At 68.1% G+C, this 25,967-nt stretch carries 21 protein-coding genes; 15 read left to right on the top strand and 6 right to left on the bottom strand.

What is annotated here, in order from left to right; all coding sequences use genetic code 11:
* Positions 1-115 precede the first annotated feature (115 nt).
* On the top strand, positions 116-433 hold the full coding sequence (locus AB4Z27_RS25880; RefSeq protein WP_092296944.1) for an H-NS histone family protein: 318 nt from the start codon (positions 116-118) through the stop codon (positions 431-433).
* A 31-nt stretch (positions 434-464) separates the two neighbouring features.
* On the opposite strand, the gene AB4Z27_RS25875 is transcribed toward AB4Z27_RS25880, so the two are convergent.
* Together AB4Z27_RS25875 and AB4Z27_RS25870 are read right to left on the bottom strand one after the other, a co-directional pair.
* Complete coding sequence (locus AB4Z27_RS25875; protein ID WP_441645590.1) at positions 465-1,034, bottom strand: hypothetical protein; 570 nt, start codon at positions 1,032-1,034, stop codon at positions 465-467.
* 235 nt (positions 1,035-1,269) lie between these two features.
* Positions 1,270-2,217 (bottom strand): LysR family transcriptional regulator, encoded by a 948-nt coding sequence (locus AB4Z27_RS25870; protein ID WP_092296941.1) that lies wholly within the window; start codon positions 2,215-2,217, stop codon positions 1,270-1,272.
* 115 nt (positions 2,218-2,332) lie between these two features.
* On the opposite strand from AB4Z27_RS25870, the gene AB4Z27_RS25865 reads away from it, so the two are divergent.
* The 8 genes from AB4Z27_RS25865 (at position 2,333) to ahbB (ending at position 14,307) form a co-directional block, all read left to right on the top strand.
* Entirely contained in the window at positions 2,333-3,571 is a 1,239-nt protein-coding gene (locus AB4Z27_RS25865; RefSeq protein ID WP_441645589.1) for an MFS transporter, read from the top strand.
* A gap of 165 nt (positions 3,572-3,736) precedes the next feature.
* Complete coding sequence (locus AB4Z27_RS25860) at positions 3,737-5,026, top strand: MFS transporter (RefSeq protein ID WP_092296934.1); 1,290 nt, start codon at positions 3,737-3,739, stop codon at positions 5,024-5,026.
* 37 nt (positions 5,027-5,063) lie between these two features.
* On the top strand, positions 5,064-6,446 hold the full coding sequence (locus AB4Z27_RS25855; RefSeq protein WP_441645588.1) for a NarK family nitrate/nitrite MFS transporter: 1,383 nt from the start codon (positions 5,064-5,066) through the stop codon (positions 6,444-6,446).
* Between the two features lie 165 nt (positions 6,447-6,611).
* Complete coding sequence (locus AB4Z27_RS25850) at positions 6,612-10,340, top strand: nitrate reductase subunit alpha (RefSeq protein ID WP_441645587.1); 3,729 nt, start codon at positions 6,612-6,614, stop codon at positions 10,338-10,340.
* Positions 10,337-11,890 (top strand): nitrate reductase subunit beta, encoded by a 1,554-nt coding sequence (narH, locus tag AB4Z27_RS25845; protein WP_441645586.1) that lies wholly within the window; start codon positions 10,337-10,339, stop codon positions 11,888-11,890. The genes AB4Z27_RS25850 and narH overlap by 4 nt, the downstream gene beginning before the upstream one ends.
* Positions 11,891-11,913: 23 nt before the next feature.
* On the top strand, positions 11,914-12,573 hold the full coding sequence (narJ, locus tag AB4Z27_RS25840) for a nitrate reductase molybdenum cofactor assembly chaperone (RefSeq protein WP_441645585.1): 660 nt from the start codon (positions 11,914-11,916) through the stop codon (positions 12,571-12,573).
* 26 nt (positions 12,574-12,599) lie between these two features.
* Positions 12,600-13,283 (top strand): respiratory nitrate reductase subunit gamma, encoded by a 684-nt coding sequence (gene narI / locus AB4Z27_RS25835; RefSeq protein ID WP_441592855.1) that lies wholly within the window; start codon positions 12,600-12,602, stop codon positions 13,281-13,283.
* 88 nt (positions 13,284-13,371) lie between these two features.
* A complete protein-coding gene (ahbB, locus tag AB4Z27_RS25830; protein ID WP_092296919.1) occupies positions 13,372-14,307 on the top strand; it encodes a siroheme decarboxylase subunit beta in 936 nt (311 codons plus the stop codon).
* Between the two features lie 18 nt (positions 14,308-14,325).
* On the opposite strand, the gene ubiT is transcribed toward ahbB, so the two are convergent.
* From ubiT to ubiU, 3 genes are read right to left on the bottom strand one after another with little or no spacing between them, the layout of a single operon-like run.
* The gene (gene ubiT, locus AB4Z27_RS25825) at positions 14,326-14,778 is read right to left on the bottom strand and encodes a ubiquinone anaerobic biosynthesis accessory factor UbiT (protein WP_092296916.1); all 453 of its coding nucleotides are present in this window, start codon (positions 14,776-14,778) and stop codon (positions 14,326-14,328) included.
* A gap of 17 nt (positions 14,779-14,795) precedes the next feature.
* Positions 14,796-15,710, bottom strand: a complete 915-nt coding sequence (locus AB4Z27_RS25820) for a U32 family peptidase (protein WP_092296912.1) — start codon at positions 15,708-15,710, stop codon at positions 14,796-14,798.
* Between the two features lie 22 nt (positions 15,711-15,732).
* Entirely contained in the window at positions 15,733-16,812 is a 1,080-nt protein-coding gene (gene ubiU / locus AB4Z27_RS25815) for a ubiquinone anaerobic biosynthesis protein UbiU (RefSeq protein WP_441645584.1), read from the bottom strand.
* 238 nt (positions 16,813-17,050) lie between these two features.
* Between ubiU and AB4Z27_RS25810 the strand changes: the two genes are divergently transcribed.
* From AB4Z27_RS25810 to AB4Z27_RS25800, 3 genes are all read left to right on the top strand, one after another.
* On the top strand, positions 17,051-18,205 hold the full coding sequence (locus tag AB4Z27_RS25810) for an NAD(P)H-dependent flavin oxidoreductase (RefSeq protein WP_441645583.1): 1,155 nt from the start codon (positions 17,051-17,053) through the stop codon (positions 18,203-18,205).
* A gap of 136 nt (positions 18,206-18,341) precedes the next feature.
* The gene (locus AB4Z27_RS25805) at positions 18,342-20,360 is read left to right on the top strand and encodes a type IV pili methyl-accepting chemotaxis transducer N-terminal domain-containing protein (RefSeq protein ID WP_441592853.1); all 2,019 of its coding nucleotides are present in this window, start codon (positions 18,342-18,344) and stop codon (positions 20,358-20,360) included.
* Complete coding sequence (locus AB4Z27_RS25800; RefSeq protein WP_441592852.1) at positions 20,357-21,016, top strand: response regulator; 660 nt, start codon at positions 20,357-20,359, stop codon at positions 21,014-21,016. Before AB4Z27_RS25805 ends, AB4Z27_RS25800 begins: the two co-directional genes overlap by 4 nt.
* 21 nt (positions 21,017-21,037) lie before the next feature.
* Here the strand turns inward: AB4Z27_RS25800 and AB4Z27_RS25795 are convergent, their stop codons facing one another.
* Positions 21,038-21,847 carry an IclR family transcriptional regulator gene (locus tag AB4Z27_RS25795; RefSeq protein ID WP_092296894.1) on the bottom strand — a complete coding sequence of 270 codons (810 nt, stop codon included), beginning with the start codon at positions 21,845-21,847 and terminating at the stop codon, positions 21,038-21,040.
* Positions 21,848-22,009: 162 nt separating this feature from the next.
* On the opposite strand from AB4Z27_RS25795, the gene AB4Z27_RS25790 reads away from it, so the two are divergent.
* The 3 genes from AB4Z27_RS25790 to AB4Z27_RS25780 form a co-directional block, all read left to right on the top strand.
* The gene (locus AB4Z27_RS25790) at positions 22,010-23,458 is read left to right on the top strand and encodes an NAD-dependent succinate-semialdehyde dehydrogenase (protein WP_441645582.1); all 1,449 of its coding nucleotides are present in this window, start codon (positions 22,010-22,012) and stop codon (positions 23,456-23,458) included.
* Positions 23,459-23,565: 107 nt separating this feature from the next.
* The gene (locus AB4Z27_RS25785; RefSeq protein ID WP_441645581.1) at positions 23,566-24,723 is read left to right on the top strand and encodes an iron-containing alcohol dehydrogenase; all 1,158 of its coding nucleotides are present in this window, start codon (positions 23,566-23,568) and stop codon (positions 24,721-24,723) included.
* 66 nt (positions 24,724-24,789) lie between these two features.
* Positions 24,790-25,967, top strand: a 1,178-nt coding sequence (locus AB4Z27_RS25780) for a type VI secretion system Vgr family protein (RefSeq protein WP_441645580.1), incomplete at its 3' end; no start/stop codon positions are given.

The following is a 25,967-nucleotide window of genomic DNA, read 5'->3' as shown; positions in this document are numbered from 1 at the left end:
TTTCATTAGGAAAATCCGTTTATCTTTTGTAATATTTTATGGGACGACTAGTCACGACAATAGTCAGCAATGTCCTGTAACATGCCGCGAACAACAATCTGAACGGGGATCCAAAATGCCGACCTACAAGCAACTACTGGCTGAAAAAGAAGCACTGGAAGCCAAACTCAGCGAGGTGCGCGCCAATGAAGTCTCTGGCGTCGTGGCGCAGATTCGCCAATTGATGGCCGATTACGACCTGACGGTCGACGATATTGCGCCGAAGCGCCGTCGTGGTCGTCCCGCTGGCAGCGGTGCCAGCCCGGCACGCAAGACCGCAGCGCTGCCCCCGAAATACCAGGACCCGAAAACCGGCAAGACCTGGTCGGGCCGTGGCCGCGCCCCGGCATGGCTGGGCAAGCGCCCCGAGCGCTTCCTGATCGAACAAGCCTGAGTTCGATATTCCTCTCGATAAGCGCTGACGCTTATTGCCCTGCGCGCGCCGGCTCAACGCCCGGCGCGTCGCAAACCAATTCCTTTCGCAACGCCCGGAATCCCTGCTGGCTGGTTTCCTGCATCAGATTGGCCCCGCCATCGGGCCTYGGCTGCAGGCGCAGCACGCGCGCCGCGCATTGGCTCGCCGCTTCATCGCGCGTATAGCGGATTTCATATTGCGCGCCTGACTGCGGAATGAATGACACCCCCGCCGCGCAGCGAATCTCTTCGGCCGGCGGCGCCGCCATCGACGTCACCGCGACATACAACCGTTTGCCGACCGCCACCTTGCGCTCGCGCGTCTGCGCGGGCGGCTCGGGAGAACTGCCTGCCATGTCCAGCCCCCGATCTCGCCCCATCGCGGCGAGCTGCTTGCCCATGCCGGCCAGCACCAGCGGCCGGGCCGGCGTCGGGCACTTCGCCGGGTCCACCACGCTGAAGGTGGTGTTCTCATCGGTATTGGTCAGCAGCCGCACGCTGGCATAGGGGGCGCCCGAGGGCACGCGGTACTGGGCCACGCAGCCGGACAGGCCGGCGCCAGCCACAACCACGAGAAACATCGGGAAAACCCTTGCCGCAACAAGCCGGATCTTGCGCATAGGAAGCACGAAGCTGACAGTTGACCGAGGATGGTGGCACAGCATAGCCGCAGGAGGCGCTTTTGGGGCGTGGTCTGGCCCACGTTGAGGATATCCACAGGTTCTGTGGATATCCTGTGGCGTCGCACCCCCGGGGCCGCGTCTGTGCGTTACCCCACCGGACTGCTCAAGATTTAAGCAGTTTGTCTCGTGACCATCACCCAGCCCGGGTGCCATCCACCCCGCCATCGACCCAGCCGGCCGCCCAGGGCGGGGCGTCGCCCCACTGTTCGGCGAGGAAATCGACGAAGGCCCGCACGCGCGGCGGCACCAGCCGGCGCTGCGGCATCACCGCGTAGATGCCGCTGTCGGCCAGCGGGTAGTCGGGCAGCACCGGCACCAACCGGCCAGCCCGCAGGTCGGCGCTGACATGCCAGACTGAATGCATGGCGATGCCGAAGCCGGCGAGCGCCGCATCGGCCAGCAACTCGCCCGTATTGGCCTCCACCCGCCCCTGCACGCGCACGGCCACCTCGCCGCCGGCGCCATCGCCCATCCGCCAGACATCGGAGCGGCCCTGGCTGCCGACCAGGATCAGGCATTGATGATGGGCGAGGTCCTGCGGCGTCTGCGGCCAGCCATGCTGCGCCAGGTAGTCGGGCGAGGCGCACAGCAGACGCTGGTTGTCCGCCAGCTTGCGCGCTACCAGCGTGGAGTCCGCCAGTGTGCCGATGCGGATGGCGAGGTCGAAGCCGCTGCTGACCAGATCGAGTACATGGTCGGTCAGGCTGATGCTGAGGCGCACGCCGGGATGGGCGCGCAGGAAATCCGGCAGCAGCGGCGACAGATACTGCCGGCCGAACGAGGCCGAGGTGGTAATCCGCAGCACCCCGGTCACGCCGGCGCCCGCCTGCCGCAGCGAGCCGGACAACGCCTCCAGGTCTTCCACCAGCGCCCGGCCCTGCTCCGCCAGCACCGCGCCTTCGGGGGTGGCATGCAGCCGCCGGGTCGTGCGATGCAGCAGGCGCACGCCCAGGTCGCGCTCCAGCCGTTGCAGCCGCTGGCTGGCCACGGCCACCGAGAGGTCGAGGCTGCGCGCCGCCGCGCTGATCGAGCCGAGGTCCAGCACGCGCAGAAACAAGCCGATGTCGCCAATCCGGTCCATGATCCGATCCGATTCTCAATGATTTCTTGAAACTGATTCTGGATCTTGCCCGTTTTTCGGAAGCTGCGAAAGGCCGACACTGGCGCCTTCCAGAATCCGTCCCCAACTTCCCGACATGGCCGCGCCCCTCCCTTCCACCCCCGCCACCGGCCCGTCCTCGCGGATGCCCGTGGCGCTGTATGCCCTGACCGCCGGCTCGTTCGGCATCGGATGTGCCGAATTCGTCATCATGGGGCTGCTACTCCAGGTCTCGGCGGACCTCGGCGTGACCATCGCCGCCGCCGGCATGCTGGTCTCCGGCTACGCGCTCGGCGTGTTCGCCGGGGCGCCGGTCCTCACCCTGCTCACCCGCCGCATGCCGCGCAAGGCCGTGCTGCTGGTGCTGATGGCGATCTACACCATCGGCAACGCCGCCTGCGCGCTGGCGCCCGACTACACCACGCTGATGATTGCGCGCGTGGTGACCTCGCTCACGCACGGCACGTTCTTCGGCGTGGGCGCCGTGGTGGCCACCGGCCTCGTGCCCGCCAACCGCCGCGCCTCGGCCATCTCGGTGATGTTCTCCGGCCTCACGCTGGCCACGCTGCTCGGCATGCCCGCCGGCGCCTGGCTCGGCCTGCACTTCGGCTGGCGCAGCACGTTCTGGGCGATGACCGTGATCGGCCTGGCCTCGCTGGCGGTGATCGCCCTGCTGGTGCAGCGCAGCCGCGACGACGCCGCGCCGGCCCGCCTTGCCGACGAACTGCGCACCATCGCCCGCCCCCAAGTGCTGCTCGGCCTGCTGATGACGGTGCTGCAATCGGTCGGTATCTTCGCGGTGATTACTTATGTGCAGCCGCTGTTGACCCGGGTCTCGGGCTACGGCGAGGCGGCGGTGTCGCCCATCCTGCTGCTGTTCGGCGGCGGCATGATCATCGGCAATATCCTCGGCGGACGCATGGCGGACCGGCGTCCCACGGGTGCGCTGCTGGGCTCGCTGACGGTGCTGACGCTGGTGCTGGCCGCGATGACGCTGGCGCTCCACCAGCCAGTGGCGGTGGTGGCGTTCGTCGGCGCGCTGGGCGTGGCCGCGTTCGCCACGGTCTCCCCGCTGCAGCTGCGCGTGCTGCGCCACGCCCACGGCGCGGGCCAGAACCTGGCGTCGAGCTTCAATATCGCCGCGTTCAACCTCGGCAACGGCATTGGCGCGTGGCTCGGTGGCGTGGTGGTCGACCACGGCCCGGGGCTGACCGCGCTGCCGTGGATCGCGGCGCTGGCGCCGCTGGGCGCGCTGGGCATCGCGCTGCTGGCCGTGCGGGCCGAACGGCGGAGCGATGGCGGTCAGGCCGCCGGGCTGGCCCCGGAGGCATCGTGACTGCCTGACCCRCGTTCTCGAATTTGTCCGATCGATAAYCACCAACCGGACTAGTTCCATCGACAGGGGCCACCCGCCCCGCCCGCTCCCCGGCCGGCGAATAGGCACGGCAGGCAGCCGTGCCTACGCTGGGGGCCATCCCTTGTTGTCCATTAGGACCTCTCGATGGCCTCCCCCTCATCCTCGTCCTCTCCCCCCTCCTCCGCCGTCCTGCACGACGCGCCGGCGATCTCCCTGCGCGCCAACGGCGTGCTGGCCTCCAGCACGTTCGCGTTCACCATCTGCTTCGCTGTCTGGATGGTGTTCGCCGTGCTCGGCATTCCGCTCAAGCAGCAGCTTGGCCTGAACGACACCGAATTCGGCCTGCTGGCCGCCATGCCGGTGCTGAGCGGATCGCTGATCCGCGTGCCGCTGGGCATCTGGACCGACCGCTACGGCGGCCGCATCGTCTTCTTCCTGCTGATGCTGGCCACCGTGGTGCCGATCTGGCTGCTCGCCTATGCCACCACCCTCTGGCAGCTGCTGGCGCTTGGGCTGCTGCTCGGGCTGGCCGGCGGCTCGTTTTCGGTGGGCACGCCCTATGTGGCGCGCTGGTTCCCGCGCCATCGGCAGGGGCTGGCGATGGGCATCTTCGGCGCCGGTAACTCCGGGGCCGCACTAACCAAATTCGTCGCCCCGGCGCTGATCGCCGCCGCCGGCACCTGGACCATCGTGCCGAAGGTCTACGCGGTGGCGATGCTGGCCACGGCGCTGCTGTTCTGGGTCTTCTCGGCCAGCAACCCGGCGCACCGCGTGGCCGCCAGCAGCGCCGGCTGGCGTGCCCAGATGGCCATGCTGCGCGACCCACGGGTCTGGCGCTACTCCCAGTACTACTCGGTGGTGTTCGGTGGCTACGTGGGGCTGGCGCTGTGGATGACGCGCTACTACATCGGCGAATATGGGTTCGACATCCGCATCGCCGCCTTCCTGGCCGCGTGCTTCTCCCTGCCCGGCGGCATGCTGCGCGCCATCGGCGGCTGGATCTCGGACCGCTACGGCGCCCATCGCACCACCTGGTGGGTGATGTGGGTGAGCTGGGTTGGCTTCTTCCTGCTCAGCTACCCGCAGACCGACCTCGTGATCCAGACCGCCAACGGTCCGCTGGCCTTCCACCTCGGCCTGTCCCCCACGCTGTTCACGGTGCTGCTGTTCGCGGTGGGCATCGCGTTCGCCATCGGCAAGGCGTCGGTATTCAAGTTCATCGCCAATGACTTCCCGCAGAACATCGGCGCCGTCTCCGGCGTGGTGGGGCTGGCCGGGGGGCTCGGCGGCTTCATCCTGCCGATCCTGTTCGGCGCGCTGGCCGACCTGACCGGCGTGCGCAGCAGCTGTTTCATGCTGATGTACGGCACCGTCTGCGTGAGTCTGGTGTGGATGCACTACAGCCATCGCGGCGCCGCCCCGGCGGTGGCCTGAATCTTTCCCACCTTCCCCCCTTCGACGAGATAACGCCATGAGCACCTCCGTACTGACCCGCTGGGAACCTGAAGACCCGGCGTTCTGGAAATACCAGGGCGCGCGCATCGCCTACCGCAACCTCTGCATCTCCATTCCCGCGCTGATGCTGGCCTTCGTGGTCTGGATGCTCTGGAGCGTGGTGGCCGTGAACCTGGACCGCGCCGGCTTCCACTTCACCGGCAACCAGCTGTTCTGGCTGACCGCCCTGCCGGCGCTGTCCGGCGCCACGCTGCGCATCTTCTACTCCTTCCTCGTGCCGATCTTCGGCGGGCGGCGCTTCACCGCCATCTCCACCGCGCTGCTGCTGATTCCGGCGCTCGGCATGGGCTTCGCGCTGCGCGACCCGTCCACCAGCTACCCGACGCTGCTGGGGCTGGCCCTGCTGTGCGGGCTGGGCGGCGCCAACTTCAGTTCGTCGATGGCGAACATCAGCTTCTTCTTCCCGAAGGCGCGCAAGGGGCTGGCCACGGGCCTGAACGCCGGCATCGGCAACCTCGGCGTCTCGATCGTGCAGTTCGTGACACCGGTGGTGGTGTCGGTGGCCGTGTTCGGCGCGCTGGGCGGGGCCGGGCAGGAATACGCGGCCAACGGCGCCACGCAACAGCTCTGGCTCCAGAACGCGGGCTTTATCTGGGTGCCGTTTATCGCYGTGTCGGCGCTGGCGGCGTGGTTCGGCATGCACGAYATTGCCGAYGCSCGCGCCTCGTTCGCGGAGCAGGCGGTGATCTTCCGGCGCCGCCACAACTGGCTGATGTGCTGGCTCTACGTGGGCACCTTCGGCTCGTTTATCGGGTTCTCGGCCGGGCTGGCGCTGCTGACCAAGTCGCAGTTCCCGAACGTGAACCCCACGGCCTACGCCTTCCTGGGCCCGCTGGTCGGCGCGCTGACGCGCCCGGTGGGCGGCTGGCTGTCAGACAAGCTCGGCGGCGCGCGGGTCACGCTGTGGAGCTTCCTCGGCATGATCGGCGGCGTGGTGGCCGTGCTGGCGGCGCTGCCGCACAACGGCWCGGGCGGCAGCTTCAGCGGCTTCCTGGGCGCGTTCATCGTGCTGTTCGCGCTGACCGGCATCGGCAACGGCTCCACCTTCCGCATGATCCCGGTGATCTTCCTGACCGAGCGCCTGCGCGCYGCCGGCCCGGGCGCGCCCGCCCAGCGGGTGGCCGTGCAGGACGCCGCCCGGGAATCCGCCGCCGTGCTCGGCTTCTCCGGCGCCATCGGCGCGTACGGCGGCTTCTTCATCCCCAAGAGCTTCGGCACCGCGCTAGAGATGACCGGCGCGCCGGACGCTGCGCTCCATCTCTTCATCTTGTTCTATATCAGCTGCGCCGCGATTACCTGGTGGTGCTACGCGCGCCGCAACGCGGCCATGCCCTGCTGATTCCTGCTTCACCCGCGCGTCAACCCCGCCCGTCGGCATAGTTCTTCCGGACGATGCCGACGGGTCCCGCCTAGGCCGATCGCCGTCGTCTCCCCTGCTCCACCAGCGAATGGCCTGCGCGGCACGCGCTCCGTAAGCTGCAAGTGTCCCTGCTGGAGCCAAACCATGAGTCATTTCCTCGATCGACTGAAGTTCCTGTCGCGCGTCACGTCCACCTATGCCGACGGCCACGGCGCCGTGGTCAACGAAGACCGCAAGTGGGAAGACGGCTACCGCACCCGCTGGCAGCACGACAAGGTGGTGCGGTCCACCCACGGCGTCAACTGCACGGGCTCCTGCTCGTGGAAGGTCTACGTCAAGAACGGCCTGATTACCTGGGAAACCCAGCAGACCGACTACCCACGCACGCGCCCGGACCTGCCCAACCATGAGCCACGCGGCTGCCCGCGCGGCGCCTCGTACAGCTGGTACGTCTACTCCGCCCAGCGCGTGAAGTACCCGATGATCCGCGGCCGGCTGATGGCCATGTGGCGCGAGGCGCGCCAGACCATGGACCCGATCGCCGCCTGGGCCTGGATCAGCCAGGACCCCGAACGCGCCGCCCGCTACAAGAGCGTGCGCGGGCTGGGCGGCTTTGTCCGGGCCGACTGGGCCACGGCCACCGAGATCATCGCCGCCGCCAACGCGTTCACGGTCAAGCAGTACGGCCCGGACCGCGTGATCGGCTTCTCGCCCATCCCGGCCATGTCGATGGTGTCCTACGCGGCCGGCGCGCGCTACCTGAGCCTGCTCGGCGGCGCCTGCCTGTCCTTCTACGACTGGTACTGCGACCTCCCGCCGGCCAGCCCGCAGACCTGGGGCGAGCAGACCGACGTGCCCGAGTCCGCCGACTGGTACAACGCCACCTACCTGATGGTCTGGGGCTCCAACGTGCCGCAGACGCGCACGCCGGACGCCCACTTCTACACCGAGGTGCGCTATAAGGGCACCAAGACCGTGGCGGTCTCGTCCGACTACGGCGAGATGGTCAAGTTCGGCGACATCTGGCTCGCCCCCAAGCAGGGCACCGACGCCGCGCTGGCCATGGCCATGGGCCACGTCGTACTCAAGGAATTCCACGTGGGCGGCAAGTCCGCCTACTTCCGCGACTACCTGAAGCAGTACACCGACATGCCGATGCTGGTGCGGCTGCGCGAGCAGGACGGCACGCTGGTGCCCGATCACTTCCTGCGCGCCTCCCATCTCGACGGCAGTCTCGGCGAGCCCCGGCATGCGGAGTGGAAGACGCTGCTGATCGACGATGCCAGCGGGGAGGTGACTGCCCCGAACGGCTCGATCGGCTTCCGCTGGACGCCCGGCGACGACACGGCCGGCCGCTGGAATCTGGAGCTGCGCGACAGCCAGGACGGCAAGACGATCGATCCGCGCCTGTCGCTGCTCGGCCATGAAGACACCGTGGCGGAAGTCGGCTTCCCCTACTTCGGCGGCGAGCATGACGCGCTGCTGCGCCGCCGCGTGCCGGTGCGCCGCCTGACGCTGGCCGATGGCAGCACGGCGCTGGTCGCCACGGTCTACGACCTGCAGCTGGCCAACTATGGCGTGGACCAGGGCCTGGGCGGGCCGAACGTGGCGACCTCCTTCGATGACGACGTGCCCTACACCCCCGCCTGGCAGGAGAAGCACACGACCGTGCCGGCCCGCCTGGTGACGCAGGTGGCGCGCGAGTTCGCCGAGAACGCCCACCGCACGCAGGGCAAGAGCATGGTCATCGTCGGCGCCGCGCTGAATCACTGGTACCACAACGACATGATCTATCGCGGCATCATCAACCTGTTGATGATGTGCGGCTGCATCGGCAAGAGCGGCGGCGGCTGGGCGCACTACGTGGGGCAGGAGAAGCTGCGGCCCCAGTTCGGCTGGGCGCCGCTGGCCTTCGGGCTGGACTGGTCGCGCCCGCCGCGCCAGATGAACGGCACCTCGTTCTTCTACAACCACACCAGCCAGTGGCGCCACGAGAAGCTCGCCGTGGACGAGATCCTCGCGCCCACGGCGGACAAGGCGCGCTACGCCGGGCTGTCGCTGCTGGACCTCAACGCCAAGTCGGAACGCATGGGCTGGCTGCCGTCCGCGCCGCAATTGGGCGCCAATCCGCTCGATGTGGTGGACGCCGCCGAGCGCGCCGGGCAGGACCCGGTAGCCTATACCGTCGACCAGCTCAGGTCCGGCGCCCTGCAATTCGCCTGCGACGACCCCGACAACCCGGCCAACTTCCCGCGCAACATGTTCGTGTGGCGCTCCAACATCCTGGGGAGTTCGGGCAAGGGCCACGAGTACTTCCTCAAGTACCTGCTCGGCACGCAGAACGCCGTGTTCAGCGACGAGCGCGACGCCATCCGCCCGAGCGAGGTCAACGTCCGCCCGGCCGCCGAGGGCAAGCTGGACCTGCTGACGGTGCTCGACTTCCGCATGAGCACGACCTGCCTCTACGGCGACATCGTCCTGCCCACGGCCACCTGGTACGAGAAGGACGACCTGAACACGTCGGACATGCACCCGTTCATCCACCCGCTCTCCGAGGCCGTGCAGCCGCTGTGGGAGAGCAAGACCGACTGGGAGATCTACAAGGCCATCGCCGAGAAGTTCAGCGAGATTGGCGGCCCGTACCTGGGCACGCGCAAGGATCTGGTCTGCACGCCGCTGCTGCACGACACGCCGGGCGAGCTGGGCCAGCCCTTCGAGCCGCGCGACTGGAAGCACGGCGAGTGCGATTTGATCCCCGGCAAGACCGCGCCGTCGATGACCGTGGTGGAGCGCAACTACGCGGATCTCTACAAGAAGTTCACCTCCGTGGGCCCGCTGCTGGACAAGCTCGGGAACGGCGGCAAGGGCATCGGCTGGGATACCAGGCACGAGGTGGCCGAACTGGGCCACCTGACCCAGACCGTGACCGCGCCCGGCGTCAGCTACGGTCGGCCCCGGCTGGAGACGGCCATCGACGCCGCCGAGATGATCCTGACCTTCGCGCCCGAGACCAACGGCCACGTGGCGGTGAAGGCGTGGGAGGCGCTGTCCAAGATCACGGGCCGCCCGCACGCCCACCTGGCACTGGGTCGGGAGCACGACAAGATCCGCTTCCGGGACGTACAGGCCCAGCCGCGCAAGATCATCTCCGCGCCGACGTGGTCCGGGCTGGAATCCGAGGAAGTCAGCTACAACGCCGGCTACACCAATGTCCACGAGCTGATTCCCTGGCGCACGCTGACCGGGCGCCAGCAGTTCTATCAGGACCACCGGTGGATGCTCGACTTCGGCGAGGGCGCCTGCGTCTACAAGCCGGCCATCGACACCCGCACGGTGGCGCCGATGCTGGGCCGCAAGCCCAACGGCAACCCGGAGCTGGTGCTGAACTGGATCACCCCGCACCAGAAGTGGGGCATCCACTCCACCTACTCGGACAACCTGCGCATGCTCACGCTCTCGCGCGGGGGGCCGCACGTGTGGATCTCGGAGGCCGAGGCGCGCGCCAACGGCATCCGGGACAACGACTGGGTGGAGGTCTTCAACGTCAACGGCACGCTGACCGCCCGGGTGGTGGTGTCCCAGCGTGTGCCGCAAGGCATGTGCCTGATGTATCACGCGCAGGAAAAGATCGTGAACGTGCCAGGCGCCGAGATGAGCGGCATGCGCGGCGGCATCCACAACTCGGTCACGCGGGCGGTCACCAAGCCGACCCACATGATCGGCGGCTACGCGCAACTGGCCTACGGCTTCAACTACTACGGCACGGTCGGCAGCAATCGCGATGAATTCGTGATCCTGCGCAAGATGAACAAGGTGGACTGGATGGATACCCCACTGCCCCAGTCCGCACAAGAAGAAGGAGCCCCGCGATGAAGATCCGCGCCCAGGTGGCCATGGTGCTGAACCTCGACAAGTGCATCGGCTGCCATACCTGCTCAGTGACCTGCAAGAACGTCTGGACCAGCCGCGACGGCGTGGAGTACGCCTGGTTCAACAACGTCGAGACCAAGCCAGGCATCGGCTACCCCAAGGAATGGGAAAACCAGCGCAAGTGGAACGGCGGCTGGCAGCGCCAGCCCGACGGCTCGCTCACGCCACGCCAGGGCGGCCGCGCGCGCATTCTGTCGAACCTGTTCGCCAACCCGAACCTGCCGCAGATCGACGACTACTACGAGCCGTTCACCTACGACTACGAGCACCTCCAGAAGGCGCCGCTGATGCCGACGCCGCCTACCGCCCGGCCGGTGTCCGTGCTGACGGGCAAGAAGATGGAGAAGATCGAATGGGGGCCGAACTGGGAGGATGACCTCGGCGGCGAGTTCGCCTCGCGCAGCCGCGACCAGCTCTTCGAGAACGTGCAGAAGGAGATGTACTCGACCTTCGAGAACACCTTCATGATGTACCTGCCCCGTCTGTGCGAGCACTGCCTGAACCCGGCCTGCGTGGCGTCCTGCCCGAGCGGCTCGGTCTACAAGCGCGAGGACGACGGCATCGTGCTGGTCGACCAGGACAAGTGCCGTGGCTGGCGGATGTGCATCTCTGGTTGTCCATACAAGAAGATCTATTTCAACTGGCAGAGCGGCAAGGCGGAGAAGTGCACCTTCTGCTTCCCACGCATCGAGGGCGGCCAGCCGACCGTCTGCTCCGAGACCTGCGTCGGTCGCATCCGCTACCTCGGCGTGATGCTGTACGACGCGGATCGGATCGCCAGCGCCGCCGGCGTGGAGGACGAGCGCGACCTGTACCAGTCCCAGCTCGACGTCTTCCTCGACCCGAACGACCCCACCGTGCAGGCCGAGGCGCTGCGCCAGGGCATTCCGCAGAGCTGGCTCGATGCCGCGCGCAAGTCGCCGGTCTACCGCATGGCCTGCGAATGGAAGATCGCCTTCCCGCTGCATCCCGAATACCGGACGCTGCCGATGGTCTGGTACGTGCCGCCGCTCTCGCCGATCCAGTCGGCGGCGGAAAGCGGCTTCATGGGCATGAACGGGATGATCCCGGACGTGCAGAGCCTGCGCATTCCGCTCAAGTACCTCGCCAACCTGCTGACCGCCGGCGACGTGGCGCCAGTGCTGACCGCCCTGCAGCGCMTGCTGGCCATGCGGGCGTTCAAGCGCTCGGAAGTCGTGGATGGCGAGGCGGACCTCGCCGTGCTGCGGCAGGTGGGGCTGACCCCGGTGCAGGTGGAGGACATGTACCGCCTGCTGGCCATCGCCAATTACGAGGATCGTTTTGTGATTCCATCGTCACACAAGGAAATGGTCGAGGACAGCTTCAACGAGAAAGGCAGCTGCGGCTTCACGTTTGGCAACGGCTGCTCGGGCGGTACGTCCGAGGGCTCGCTGTTCGGCAAAAAGCCGCAGGGCAGCGTGGTCTTCGCGGACATGCCCAAGTCGCGCAAGAAGCCGACCGAAACCTGCTGACACCTGCTGATACCGGAGCCATCATGACCCTCTATCCCGTGCTCAGCGCCTTGCTGGGCTACCCCGAAGCGCCGCTGCAGGCGGCCATGCCCGAGATCGAACAGGCGCTCGACGSCTGGCCCGCCGCCCGCGCGGGGCTGGCCCCGCTGACCGGCCCGCTGCGCGASAGCCCRCTGATCGCGCTGCAGGAGCAGTAYGTGGCCACCTTCGACCGCAMKCCCGCGCATTCGCTGCACCTGTTCGAGCACGTCCACGGCGAGTCCCGCGACCGGGGGCAAGCCATGGTCGATCTGATCGACGAATACCGGCGCGCCGGCTTCGAGCCSGTGGCGAACGAGTTGCCCGACTACGTGCCGCTGTTCCTGGAGTTCCTCGGCGCGCTGGCCGATGACGGGCAGGCGCAGCGCGCCGAGCAGTTGCTGGGCGAGGCCATCCACGTGCTGGCGGCCATCGGCGACCGGCTGGCGCGCCACGACAGCCCGTACGCGACCGTGTTCACGGTGCTGCGCTCAATGACCAGCGTGCAGCCCGAGGCCCGGACCGACCCGCCCGTGCGCGACATGGACGAAGCGCTGGAACTGTTCGGCCCCGGCACGGATGGCGTGGAGCCGTTGCTGGCGGCGGCCATRCCGGCTGAACAAGTGGTGCGCTTCCACGACCGGCGCGCCCCCTCCCCCCAATGACCTCCCTGACGACGCAGGCGACCACCATGTCATTCGCCCACCAGTTCCTCTTCGGCATCTACCCGTATATCGCCGCCGCCCTGCTCCTGTTCGGCAGCCTGGCGCGCTTCGAGCGCGAGCAGTACGGCTGGAAGGCCGACAGCTCCCAACTGCTCTATCGCGGCAACCTGCGGCTGGGCAGCATCCTGTTCCACGTTGGCATCCTCGGGCTGTTCTTCGGCCATCTGGCGGGCCTGCTCACACCCGTGGCCGTGTGGGACGCGCTCGGTGTCTCCCACACGCTCAAGCAGGCCGTGGCGATGGGCGCCGGCGGAGTCATGGGCACGATCTGCCTGATCGGCCTGCTGATCCTGTTGCATCGGCGCTTCACCAACGCCCGGGTTGCCGCGGTCACGCGTACCGGCGACAAGGTGCTGCTGCTCTGGCTGCTGGCGACCTTGCTGGCCGGGCTCTCGACCATCTTCGTGTCCGCCGGCCATATGGACGGTCACATGATGGTGCAGCTGATGACCTGGGCCCAGCACATCGTCACGCTGCGCGCCGATGCGCCCGATTTCATCGCCGATGCCCCGCTGCTGTTCCGCGTGCATCTGTTCCTCGGTATCTCGCTGTTCGCGATCTTCCCGTTCACGCGGCTGGTGCATGTGTGGAGCGGCTTCGCCTCGGTCACCTACCTCGGACGGGCCTGGCAGCTCGTGCGGGGGCGCTGATCCGCGCTTGATGGGGGTCAACGGGGCGGCCGGGTATCCGGCTCATCATGGCGGGCACGCAATCCTGCCCGCTGCTCCGGATATCGCCATGATCGACGAGACTGCACTCTACCAACGCCTTCGGCAAGATTTCCCGCTGGAGCCACGGCCCTACCGGTGCCTGGCCCGGGCGCTCGGCCTGTCCGAGCATGGCCTGCTGTCGCTGCTGGCGCGCGACGTTGGCAGCGGCCGCATCAGCCATGTCGGCGCCCGCTTCGCGCCGAACGCCATCGGCGCCACCACGCTCGCGGCGCTGTCCGTGCCGGCGGCGCGGCTGGAGAGCGTGGCGCGGCGACTCAACGCCGACCCGGCTATCGGCCATCACTACTGCAGAACCGGCCACCGCTACAACCTCTGGTTCGTGGCCGGTGCGCGCGATGCCGACCACCTGGCGACCGTACTCGACGGCATTGGCGCGGATGTCCACCAGACGCCGCTCGCACTGCCACTGGAATGTGAATACCACGTCGATGCCGGGGTGCCACTGCGGCCCCTGATGACCGATGCCGACTGGCGGCTGGTGGCAGCGCTGGAAGACGGCCTGCCGCTGACGCCCGAGCCCTACCACGCCATGGCGCGTGGCACGGGCATCGGGCTACACGAACTCTGGCGCCGGCTGGCGCATTGGCGCGAGGCCGGCGTGATCCGCCGCTTCGGCGCCATTCTCCAGCCGGGCCAACTCGGCTTCGTGCATAACGCGATGTGCGTATGGAATGCGCCCGACGCACGTGTGGATGTGCTGGGCAAGCGGCTGGCCCGCCTGCCCGCGGTGGCACTCTGCTACCGGCGCGCGCGCCGAGGTGCGGCATGGCCCTTCAACCTGTTCGCGGTGGTGCGGGCGCGCAGCGCGGCAGACCTCCAGGCGACGCTCGATGGCTTCACGGCGATGCCCGCGCTCGCCAACCTCCCCGGTGCCGTGCTCCGCGCCCGTTGCTGCTTCAAGCCACGCGGCGTGCGCTACGGCGATCTGGCGCCCGAGGCCTGACGGGCCAGCCCGTCGCTCTCACGCGGCACGGACTTCGGGAAACAGCACCGCTAGCCGCGCCACCCAGGGCTCGACCCAGGCCGGACGCGGCGTGGCGTCGAGCCAGTACTTGACCTCCAACCCCAGCGCGGTGTCCCCGCAAATCGAGAGCCGGCGCTGGAAGAACAGCGTGTCGGTATCGGCATGGCCGGCGAGCAGTTGCAGGTAATCGGCGGCGCGGGCGCGCAGCGTCAGCGCCGGGGCGGGTTCAGGATCGAACGGCCCCATCCGGAACACGCCCCCTGCACAGCGGAAACGCAGGTCCAGCCCGAGGTCTTCCACCACGAGCAGGAAGGCATGACCGTCCAGCGCGGACGGTGGCTGCAACCAGCCGGCGCGGCGCGCGGACTCCAGCGCCATCACGAACGGCAGGGCCTGCGCAGGGGCGGGCAGGCGGCGATGGATGCGGGCAATCAGGGAAGAAGAATTCATCGATGGTCTTGGGGCAGTCATGCGGGCGCGCCGGCTATCCAGGCAATGCCGGGCTGGCCGGTCCAGTAGCCGTTGCTCGCCGAGGCGCCGGCGGGCACGATGCCGCTGGGCGCGGCGCCGGTGCGGCCATGACGCACGGCGTCTAGCAGCGCTATGACGTCCAGCGTGCCCACGGCGTGCGGGCTGACGCGGACCACATCCACGCCCATCGCCTGAATCTCCGGCAGGTGCGCGCACAGGTCCAGGCAGCTTGCGGACTGAGTCTGGATGCCGTTCAGGGCGAAGAACGGCTGCCCTTCGCCCGTGCGGGCGACCAGCCCGTCCGGGTAGTCGAGGCAACGGAACTCGCAGGCATCCTTGCGCAGGCGGTGATGCCGGGCCGTGAAGCAACGCGCGGAGATCGCCAGCGGCATGCGGCCCCAGATCATCGCTTCGATCTGCATGCCGGCTGGCCGCGCCGCCGCCAGCGCGGCCAGCGCCGCGTGGTCCATCTCGACCGGCGCCACGACCCCGCGCGCGCCCAGCGAGCCCAGCCACGTCGCCGTATCGGCGTGATAGACGTTCAGATGCGGCCCGGCGACGAACGGCCGCCCGCGCCGCGCGCGCACCGCGCCAAGATCGTTGGCCTCCACGAGGAACTCGTCCTGCTCGCAGACGCGGCGCATGGCCGCGATGTCGCTGTCCGATTCGACCAGCACCGGGGTGGACAGCACCACCTCCTTGCCGGCATCGCGCAGCATCCGCGCCACGTCCAGCCAGTCGGCATGGCGCAATTCGTGGCGGCGTGTGCAGACGGCTTCGCCAAGATAGACGCGCTCCACGGGGGCGTCTGCCACATCGGCATAGAAGCGCAGCACGTCCGCGCGGGGCCAGTAGTAGAGCAGCGGGCCGAGCGCGATGGTCAAGGAATAGGGGGAAGTGGATGTGGTCATGGTGGGTGGGGTGCGGACGGTTTCAGCGCCACGGACGGTCATAGGCGCCCTGGGTCACCTGGTCGCCCTCGGCATGGCGCCCCAATGTAGCCTGCCATTCCTGGCGCGGCACGAAGCGCCGGGGGTCGCGCCAGGCGTCGTCGATGGCGGCGCGCAGCACGCCCACCACATCGCCCACGTAGCGCGGGCTGCGCTGGCGGCCCTCGATCTTGATGGCGGCGATGCCGATGTCGATCAGCGCCGGCAGCAGCGACAGCGCGTTGAGGCTGGTGGGCTCCTCCAGCACGTAGCCGTGCTCGCCCTCCACGGTGAAACGGCCCTTGCACAACGTGGGGTAACCGGCCGGCTCGCCGGGCGCGTAGCTGTCGATCAGGATGCCGGASAGCCGCGCGTGCATGGTGCCGTCCGCCTCGTCCCAGCGCACGGCGTGGGCCGGCGAGCAGACGCCACGGTTGTTCGGCGAATCGCCGGTCGCGTACGAGGACAGCAGGCAGCGGCCCTCGGCCATCACGCACAGGCTGCCAAAGCCGAAGACCTCAAGTTCCACATCGGTCTGCCTGGCCAGCTTGGCGATCTGCGCCAGCGTCAGCACGCGCGGCAGCACCACGCGCCGGATGCCGAAGCGCTCGCGCATCAGCGCGATGGCATCGGCATGGGTGGCCGAGCCCTGCACGGACAGGTGCAGGCGCAGGTCGGGGTGTTTSTCCGCCGCGTAGGCCATCAGGCCGGGATCGGCCATGATCACCGCGTCGGCGCCCAGCGCGGCGGCGGCGTCCACGGCGCGGTGCCAGCGGTCTACCTGCCCCATCTGCGCAAACGTGTTGATGGCGAACAGCACTTCGGCGCCGCGCGCGCGGGCTTCGGCCACGCCGGTGCGGATGTCGTCCTCGGAGAAATTCAGGCCGCCGAAGTTGCGCGCGTTGGTGGCATCGCGCAACCCGAGGTAGATGGCGTCCGCGCCGTGCTGCAGCGCCATGCGCAGGGCCGCGAGCGAGCCGGCGGGTGCCACCAGTTGGGGCCGGCGGGGCTGGCGGCGCGATGGCTCGGTTGGGGGTGTTGGCGCATCGGGCACATCATGCACGTCGGGCGGGGAGGCATCCATGGCGAAAATGCGCGGTGCGGCGCATGGGGTAGCGATCGATCAAGGATGCTAGTCATGCCCATCGAGGGAACCTTTGACCCCGCGCAAACCCCGGCTGTGTTCTACCCGTCTCGTTCCGCCGAACTAGGTCCTCGGAACGGGCCGCCGATCCCCCGCAATTTGATCTGGCGCAAACTGCCACCCCGATGCGCGTGAGACGCTGGGCCGTTTTTTGCCCCTCCTGACTTCGGATTTCCTCATGACACATCGATGGCTCAACCTGGCCGGCCGCAAGCTGCTTCCTATCGTGCAGGGCGGCATGGGCGTGGGCATCTCCGCGCATCGGCTGGCCGGCACGGTGGCCCGCCACAACGCCATGGGCACCATCGCCAGCATCGACCTGCGCCATCATCACCCCGACCTGATGGCCGCCACGGCCAAACGCGACAAGGCGGCCATCGAACACGCCAACCTCGTGGCGCTGGACCGCGAGGTGCGCGCGGCGAAGGACTTGGCGGGCGGGCAAGGGATGGTCGCCGTCAACGTGATGAAGGCCGTTGGCGCCCACGCGGCGCTGGTCCGGCAGGCGTGCGATAGCGGCGCGGATGCCATCGTCATGGGCGCCGGCCTGCCGCTCGACCTCCCCGAACTGACCGCCAATCACCCGAAGGTGGCCTTGATCCCGATCCTGTCCGACGCCCGTGGCGTCAGCCTCGTGCTGCGCAAGTGGATGAAGAAGGGACGGCTGCCCGATGCCATCGTGATCGAACATCCCGCGCATGCCGGCGGGCACCTCGGCGCCTCGCGCATGGAGGACATTGGCGATGAGCGGTTCTCGTTCGCGCGCGTGCTGGACGAATGCCGCACGCTGTTCGCCAGCCTGGGGCTGGCCTGGGAGTCCGTGCCGCTGATCCTGGCCGGCGGGTTGGGCCACCACGGCAAGCTGCATCACTGGCTGGCGCAGGGCGCGGCCGGCGTGCAGGTCGGCACCGCCTTTGCCGTGACCGAGGAATGCGATGCGCATCTGGCTTTCAAACAGGTGCTGGCTTCCGCGCCGCAGGAACAGATCGGCGAATTCACGAGCGTGGCGGGACTGCCGGCGCGCGCGGTGCTGACGCCGTGGCTCAAGCGCTATCTCTCCCGGGAGTCGGCGCTCCAGGCGCGCRCCAAGGTGCGCGAGTGCCTGGAGGGCTTCGACTGCCTGCAATCGTGCGGCCTGCGCGACGGCGTGGCGCGCATCGGCCAGTTCTGCATCGACCGCAAGCTCTCGCAGGCGCTCAAGGGCGACGTGGAGCGCGGCCTGTTCTTCCGGGGTAAGGGCACGCTGCCGTTTGGCGACGCCATCCGCCCCGTGGCGGACCTGATCCACTACCTGATGTCGGGCGAAAAGCCGGCGGGGGTCGCGCCGGCCTGATTGGGCTGTTGCCGGAATGCGAATCCCGCGTAAGTTCCCGTCCCATCCGTCGGCGATTTGATCCAGCGCAGGAAACGGCGCAATCGCCGGTACCAGAATGGCAGCTGTCCCCACGCCCTGCCCTCGCCCCCACAACATGCCAGCCCCCTTTCCTGACACCGCGTTCGATGCGCACGCGGACCCCCATGCCACCTCGGCGGTCGGGCTGCCGGGGCTGCGCCACCGCCTCTCCACCCGCATCATCTCGCTGTCCCTGATCTCGCTGCTGGTTGTCCTGACGATGATCGGCGGCACATTGTGGCTCTCCTGGAACCTCGAAGGCGCCGGCGCGGCGATCAACGACGCTGGCAGCGTGCGGATGCGCGCCAACGCGGTGGCGATCGAACTGACCCGCGCYCGCGCCCATCAACCCCACGCTCTTGTGCCACGGATCGCCCAGCTGGACGAGACGCTGGCGCAACTGCGCCGGGGCGACGCCACACGACCGCTGTTCCTGCCCGCCGTGCCGGCCATCCACGACCAGCTCGACCGCGTGGCACGGGCATGGGACGACCGGATGAAGCCGCTGGCGGAGCAGGACTTGAACGCGCCCGACGGCACATCGCTCACCTATGTGGCCGCGCTGTCGGATTTCGTCGCGCAGGCAGACCATCTGGTGCGCATGATCGAGGCCGACAACGCGCGCAAGACGGACCTGCTGCGCATGTCCCAGGCCGCACTGGCCGCCATTGCCTGCATGGGCACCGTCGCGGTCATCTACCTGCTCTATCTCTGGATCATCCTGCCCGTGCTGACGCTGCAGGATGGCCTGCGCCGCATGGCGGCCCGCGAATTCTCGCTGCGCCTGCCGGTCACCAGCCGTGACGAATTCGGCACATTGAGCACCGGTTTCAATCGGATGGCGGCCGAACTCCAGGAACTCTATCGGGGGCTCGAAGCCCGCGTGGCCCAGAAGACCGCCGAACTGGCCAGGCGCAACCGCGACCTCGAGACGCTCTACGACATCGCCGCCTACCTGAACCAGCCGAACGAGGCCGAGGCGCTGTGCCGGGGCTTCCTGACCCGGATCATGCGGCGCCTGGACGCCGATGGCGGCAGCGTGCGCATGCTCGATGCAGTGCCGGAGAACCTCCACATGGTGGTTTCCGAAGGGCTGCCCGCCACGCTGGTCGAGCAGGAACAGCGCATGGCGGCCGATGCCTGCCACTGCGGCGCGGCCACGCGGCAGCGCGTGGTCGCCTGGCCGTCTGCAACCCACGCACTGCCCTCGCCGCCGATGGCCTGCGGCTTCGGCGGCTTCGCGGCGTTCCGCATCGACACGCCGCGCGGGGTGATCGGCATGTTTTCGCTCCACTTCCGCTCGCCACGGGTGCTCAATGCATCCGACCGGCAACTGCTGGAGACGCTGGCGCAGCACYTGGGCGTGGCGCTCGAACACCAGCGSCTGTCCGCCACCGCGCGCCAGYTGGCCGTGGTGCAGGAGCGCAACCTCGTGGCGCAGGGCTTGCACGACAGCATCGCCCARGGYCTGAACTACCTGAACCTGCAAGCCCAACTGCTGGAAGATGCCGTCTCGCGCGGGGCGCTGGCCGATGTGGCGGCGATCGTGCCGATGCTCCGTTGCGGGGTGGACGAAAGCTACCAGGATGTGCGCGAGTTGCTGCTGAACTTCCGCACCCGGCTCACGCAGGGCGAGTTGCGGCAAGCGGCAGAAGACACCGTGGCGCGCTTCCGGCGGCAGTGCGCCACCGAGGTGCGGCTGGAGGTGGAGGGCTACGACAACGCCCGGCCGCTGCCGCCCGATGCCCAGTTGCAGGTGCTGTTCGTGCTACAGGAGGCGCTCTCCAACGTGCGCAAGCACGCGCAGGCCGGCCACGTGCTGGTGCGGCTGCAAGGCGGGCGCGACCTCGAACTGGTGGTGCAGGACGATGGCGAGGGCTTCGATGCCGCCGGGCTCGCCACGCGCTGCGAGATGCAGGTGGGTCTGCACATCATGCGCGAGCGCGCCGCGCGGCTCAACGCGCAGTTGTCGATCGATTCCGCGCCCGGGCGCGGCACCCGCGTGGCCCTGCGCGTGCCCGGCGCCCATGTGGCCGGCGAAGCCAACGAAGCCACAGCGCCCAACGAAATCAACGAAGCGAGTCTCCAGCCATGACCATCCGCATCCTGCTGATCGACGATCACACGCTGTTCCGTTCAGGCATTCGCGCGCTGTTACAGCGCCAGCCCGATTTTGCCGTCGTGGACGAGGCGGCCGATGGCGTGGAGGGGCTCAAGCGCGCCAAGCAGCATCGCCCCGACGTGGTCCTGCTGGACCTGAACATGCCCGGGCTGTCCGGGCTGGAGACGCTGGCCCTGCTGGCGCAGGACCTGCCGGACACGGCGGTGCTGATCCTCACCGTCTCCGAGGAAGCCGAGGAACTGGCCAGCGCGCTGCGCGGCGGCGCCCGGGGCTATTTGCTAAAGAATATCGAGGCGGATTTCCTGGCTTCGGCCATCCGCCGCGCCGCATCCGGCGAGCCGGTGATCTCGGATGGCATGACGGCCAAGCTCGTGGCGCAGTTCCGCGCGCCGGCGCAGCCTTCCGCACCGCCTTCTCCGAGTGCCGAGGACGGCGCGCGGCTAACCGTGCGGGAGCGCGAGATCGTACGCGGGCTGACCCGGGGCGAGAGCAACAAGCAGATCGCGCGCGACCTCGGTGTGGCCGAGAGCACGGTCAAGATCCACGTGCAGAACATCCTCAAGAAGCTGAATCTGGCCAGCCGCGTACAGGTGGCGGTGTTTGCGGTCGAGCATGGCCTGACCGCGTGATGGCTTCCCCGATGGCGGACGTTACCGCCGGGCGCCAAGCCTTGCCGACAGTTGGTCCGCCAGCGCCCGTACCTGCTGGCCGATGCGGTCGCCGGTGGCCGCATCGATCTCGTTGGTCAGGTAGCTGACCGCGATGGCGCCCGCTGCGCACGGGGCGGCCGCGTCGAACACCGGGGCGCCGAAGCACGTCATGCCCTCGCGCATCTGGCCGTTGTCGGTCGAATATCCCACCTCCCGCACCTGGGCCAGTTCGGCCTGCAAACCATCCACATCGGCCACGCTGGCCCGCGTGAGCGGCGGCGGCATGCCCGGCGCGAACAGGTCGCGCACCTCGGCCGGCAGCAGGGTGCTCAGCATCGCCTTGCCCGTGGCCGTGTAGGGCGCCGGCAGGCGCATGCCGATGCGGAACGTGACGCCGAGCGGGCGGTCGCCGTTCTGGCAGGCCAGGTAGACCACCTCCGCACCATCGAGCATCGACAAGGTGACCGTGGCGTCGTGGAAGGCATCGGTCTGCTCCCAGAGCGCGCGGAACTCGCTCGTCATCTGCGTCTGCGACAGGAAGGCGTTGGCCCAGGCCATCACGTGCGGGCCCACCGCCATCGCCCCGTTGGGCAGGCGCTTGAGCAGTTGCAGCTGCACGAGGGTGTCGCACATGCCGTGGAGGGAACTCTTGGGCGCGCCGGTCAGCCGGGTCAGGTCGGCCAGCGTCAGCGGTTCCGGGGCGGCGGCCACGGCATCCATGACATGTACCGCGCGCACCACCGCCGGCGACGTGGACTTCAGCGACGGCGCGGCATCATCGGCGGGAGCGTTGTAGGCGGACTTGGGCATTGGGCAATACGGAAGAGTTGGGCGGATTGTACCGGCTGCGCGGAACGCTTCCGGGCGGTTGGCAGTCTGCCGTGCATGGGCGTATCATACGCTCACGTTCGACATACCGAATATCGTTCCATCTATTGAACGATATGAATCAACCCGCTCAGGAAAGCCGCCATGCAACTCAAGGATCCCTCGCTTCTGAAACAGCTGGCCTATGTGGATGGCCAATGGATTGGCGCCGACTCCGGCGCCACGTTCGACGTCACGGACCCGGCCACCGGGGAGGTGATCGCCAAGGTGGCCGACCTGGGCGCGGCCGAGACCGAGCGCGCCGTCGCCGCCGCCGAGGTAGCGCAGCGCGCCTGGGCCGCCAAGACCGGCAAGGAACGCGCCAACCTGCTGCGCCGCTGGTTCGACCTGATGATCGCCAATACGGACGATCTGGCCTACCTGATGACGCGCGAGCAGGGCAAGCCACTAGCCGAGGCGCGCGGCGAGATCGCGTACGCGGCCAGCTTTATCGAATGGTTTGCCGAGGAAGCCAAGCGCGTGGACGGCGAAGTGCTGGCCACGCCGGCCGCMGACAAGCGCCTGGTCACGCTGCGCCAGCCCGTGGGCGTCTGCGCCGCCATCACGCCGTGGAATTTCCCGGCAGCGATGATCACCCGCAAGGCAGGCCCTGCCCTGGCGGCCGGGTGCGCCATCGTCATCAAACCGGCCGAGCTGACCCCGCTGTCCGCCTTCGCGCTGGCCGAACTGGCGCACCGGGCCGGCATTCCCGCCGGYGTGCTTCAGGTGGTGACCGGCGATGCCAAGACCATCGGCGCCGTGCTGACGGGCAGCCCCATCGTGCGCAAGCTGTCGTTYACGGGGTCGACCGAGGTCGGTCGCATCCTGATGGCGCAGTCGGCGCCCACCGTGAAGCGCCTCTCGCTGGAGTTGGGCGGCAACGCGCCGTTCATCGTCTTTGACGATGCCGACGTGGACGCCGCCGTGGAAGGCGCCCTCGCCGCCAAGTACCGCAACGGCGGGCAGACCTGTGTCTGCGCCAACCGCTTCTACGTGCAGGACGGCATCTACGACGCCTTCGCCACGAAGCTGGCCGAGCGCACCGGCCAACTGCGCGTGGGCAACGGGCTGGAAGACGGCGTGACGATCGGCCCGCTGATCGAGGACGCCGCGCTGGACAAGGTGGCGTCCCTGGTGGACGACGCCCGCGCCAAGGGCGGCCGCGTGCTGACCGGCGGCGCCGCGCACAAGCTGGGCGGCACGTTCTACACCCCCACCGTCATCGCCGACGCCACCGCCGACATGCGCATGGCCCGCGAGGAGATCTTCGGGCCGGTGGCGCCGCTGTTCCGCTTCAAGTCCGACGCCGAGGCAGTAACTGCCGCCAACGCCACCGAATACGGGCTGGCCGCCTATTTGTATACGCGCGATATCGCGCGGGCCTGGCGCACCGCCGAAGCGCTCGAGTACGGCATGGTCGGCCTGAACACCGGCCTGATCTCGAACGAGGTGGCGCCGTTCGGCGGCATCAAGCAGTCKGGCGTGGGCCGCGAAGGGTCGCGCCACGGCATCGACGAATATCTCGAGATCAAGTACCTCTGCCTGCAGATGTGATGCAGGCGGGCGGGCCGGTGCATACTGTGCCGATCCGCCTTATGGCACCCATTGCTGAGCAAGGGCGACCCCGATCGCCCCGCCTGCCCCGAACTCCCGGAGACAACATGAACCCGTTCCGCTTCCAGACCGTGCCGACGGTCATCGYCGAATTCGGCGCCGCGCGCCGGCTGGGCGCCCTGCTGCGCGAGTCGTTCCCGCAGGCCAGGCGCCTGTGCGTGGTGACCGACGGCTTCCTGGCCAAGAGCGGCCTGCTCGCGCCGGCGCTGGAAGACCTCGCCAAGCATGACTGGSAGGTGACCGTGATCGACGATGTCATTGCCGATCCGCCCGAGCACATCGTGCTGGACGCCACCGAGCGCGCGCGCCAGGCCGATGCCGAGGTGGTGCTGGGGCTGGGCGGCGGGTCGTCGATGGATGTGGCCAAGCTGATCGCCGTCCTCCTGCCCGCCACGCAGGCGCTCAAGGACATGTACGGCGTGAAGAAGGTCACCGGCGCCCGGCTGCCGCTGGTGCAGATGCCGACCACGGCCGGCACCGGTTCCGAAGTGACGGCGGTGTCGATCGTCACGACCGGCGAAACCACCAAGATGGGCGTGGTGGCGCCGCAGCTGTTCGCCGACCTCGCGATCCTCGACGCCGAACTGACGCTCGGCCTGCCCCGCGCGGCCACGGCCGCCACCGGCATCGACGCCATGGTGCATGCCATCGAGGCCTACACCAGCGCCCACCTCAAGAATCCGGTCTCGGACATGCTGGCCATCCGCGCGCTGGAYCTGCTCTCGCGCAACCTGATGCTGGCCTGCGACAACGGCAACGATCGCAATGCCCGGGAGGCGATGCTGCTCGGCGCGATGTTCGCCGGCCAGGCCTTCGCCAACTCGCCGGTGGCCGCCGTGCACGCGCTGGCCTACCCAATCGGCGGCATTTTCCATGTGCCGCACGGCCTCTCGAACGCSCTCGTGCTGCCGCACGTGATGAAGTTCAATGCCGACGCCGCCAGCAAGCGCTACGCGGAACTGACCGACGTGGTGCTGCCCGGCACGACCGGCAGCTGCGAAACCAAGACCGCCGCGCTGATCGCCCATATCGAAGGACTGGTGCTGGCCACCGGCATCCCGCGCACGCTGCGCGAAGTCGGCGTGAAGGAAGGCGACCTGAACCGTCTGGCCAGCGACGCCATGCTCCAGACCCGCCTGCTGGTCAATAATCCGCGCGAAGTGAGCGAGGCGGACGCGCTGGGGATCTATCGCGCGGCGTTTTGAACCCGCATCCAGCAGTTTCAGGGAATTACGATTGTAGAGGTTAATTCGTCGCTTTTAGTATGCCGCATGCGCAAGTACTTCCTTAAGGTTCCCGGCGCGGCCAGCGCCGGGGCATTGTCGGTGGTGTCGTTCGAGGCTGTGGAGCGGCTAGGCGAACCCTATGCCGTCACGGTTCAACTCACGCACCCTGCCGAACTGGATCGTGCCGATTATCTCGGCAAGSCGGCCAGCTTTATCATSGACCCTGGGGACGGGTCAGCGCCGCGGACCTTCGCCGGTTGCATCATGCGTTTCACCGAGACGCAGCAGACGCGGGACTTCCACGGCTACGAGTTCATCGTGGAACCGCTCGTCGCCCGGCTTCGGCTTACGCGSTCCACCCGCATCTACCAGCACCAGACCGCGCCRGAGATTATCGAGGCGATTCTGCGGCGGCATGAACTGGTCGGGCATCAGTTTTCCTTCAGGCTTCGACGCCAATATCCCCAGCACGCGTTCCGCTTCCAGTATCAGATGTCCGATTGGGAAACCATCCGYCTGCTGATGGAGCAGGAGGGGYTGTATTCCTATTTYCTTCCCGGCAAGTTCGGCGAGATGGTGGTGTTTGGCGATGACATYGACCATTACCTTTACAAGCCTGAATTGCGGGTGCCGTATCGCGAGACGGCGGGATTGGAGGCTGGTGTCGAAGCGGTCATCGGCCTTCGTACTATTGCGAAAACCGTCCCCGCATCGTTTCTTGTGGCGGACTACAACCCCGATCTGGCGTGGGAGCCCTTGAAGGGCGAAGCCAATGTTGCGCGCAAAGACAAGACCACCTACGGCCAGCCGTATGTCTTCGGCACCCATCACCTGGATTTCGAAGGCGCCAAATGGGAAGCCCAGCTTCGGCATGAGGCGGCKRTGGCTTCCCAGGTGGTCTAYGARGGCGAGAGCAATGTGCTGGAACTGCGTCCGGCRCGAATCCTGCGGATGGATCTTGCGCTGGCGGATGCGCCGAATGGGCAGGTCATCACCGAGGTGATCCACACCGGCGCGCGCGATGCGGCGTATCGGAATACCTTCAAATCGATCCCGTCGGATCGACGGTTCCGGCTGCCGCTGGACGAGGCCAACTGGCCGAAGATCCAGGGCACGCTGAGTGCGCGCATTACCTCGCCAAGCCGGTATCCATACGCTTATCTGACGCAGCAGGGCTATTACACGGTTCGCTTTGACTTCGATTTCGAGGACTGGCCCGGCGG

This window comes from Cupriavidus sp. KB_39 (genome assembly GCF_052114485.1).
Taxonomy (GTDB): Bacteria; Pseudomonadota; Gammaproteobacteria; order Burkholderiales; family Burkholderiaceae; genus Cupriavidus.
Note: the sequence above shows the minus strand (reverse complement) of the source record. Positions and strands in the feature narration are given on the sequence as shown.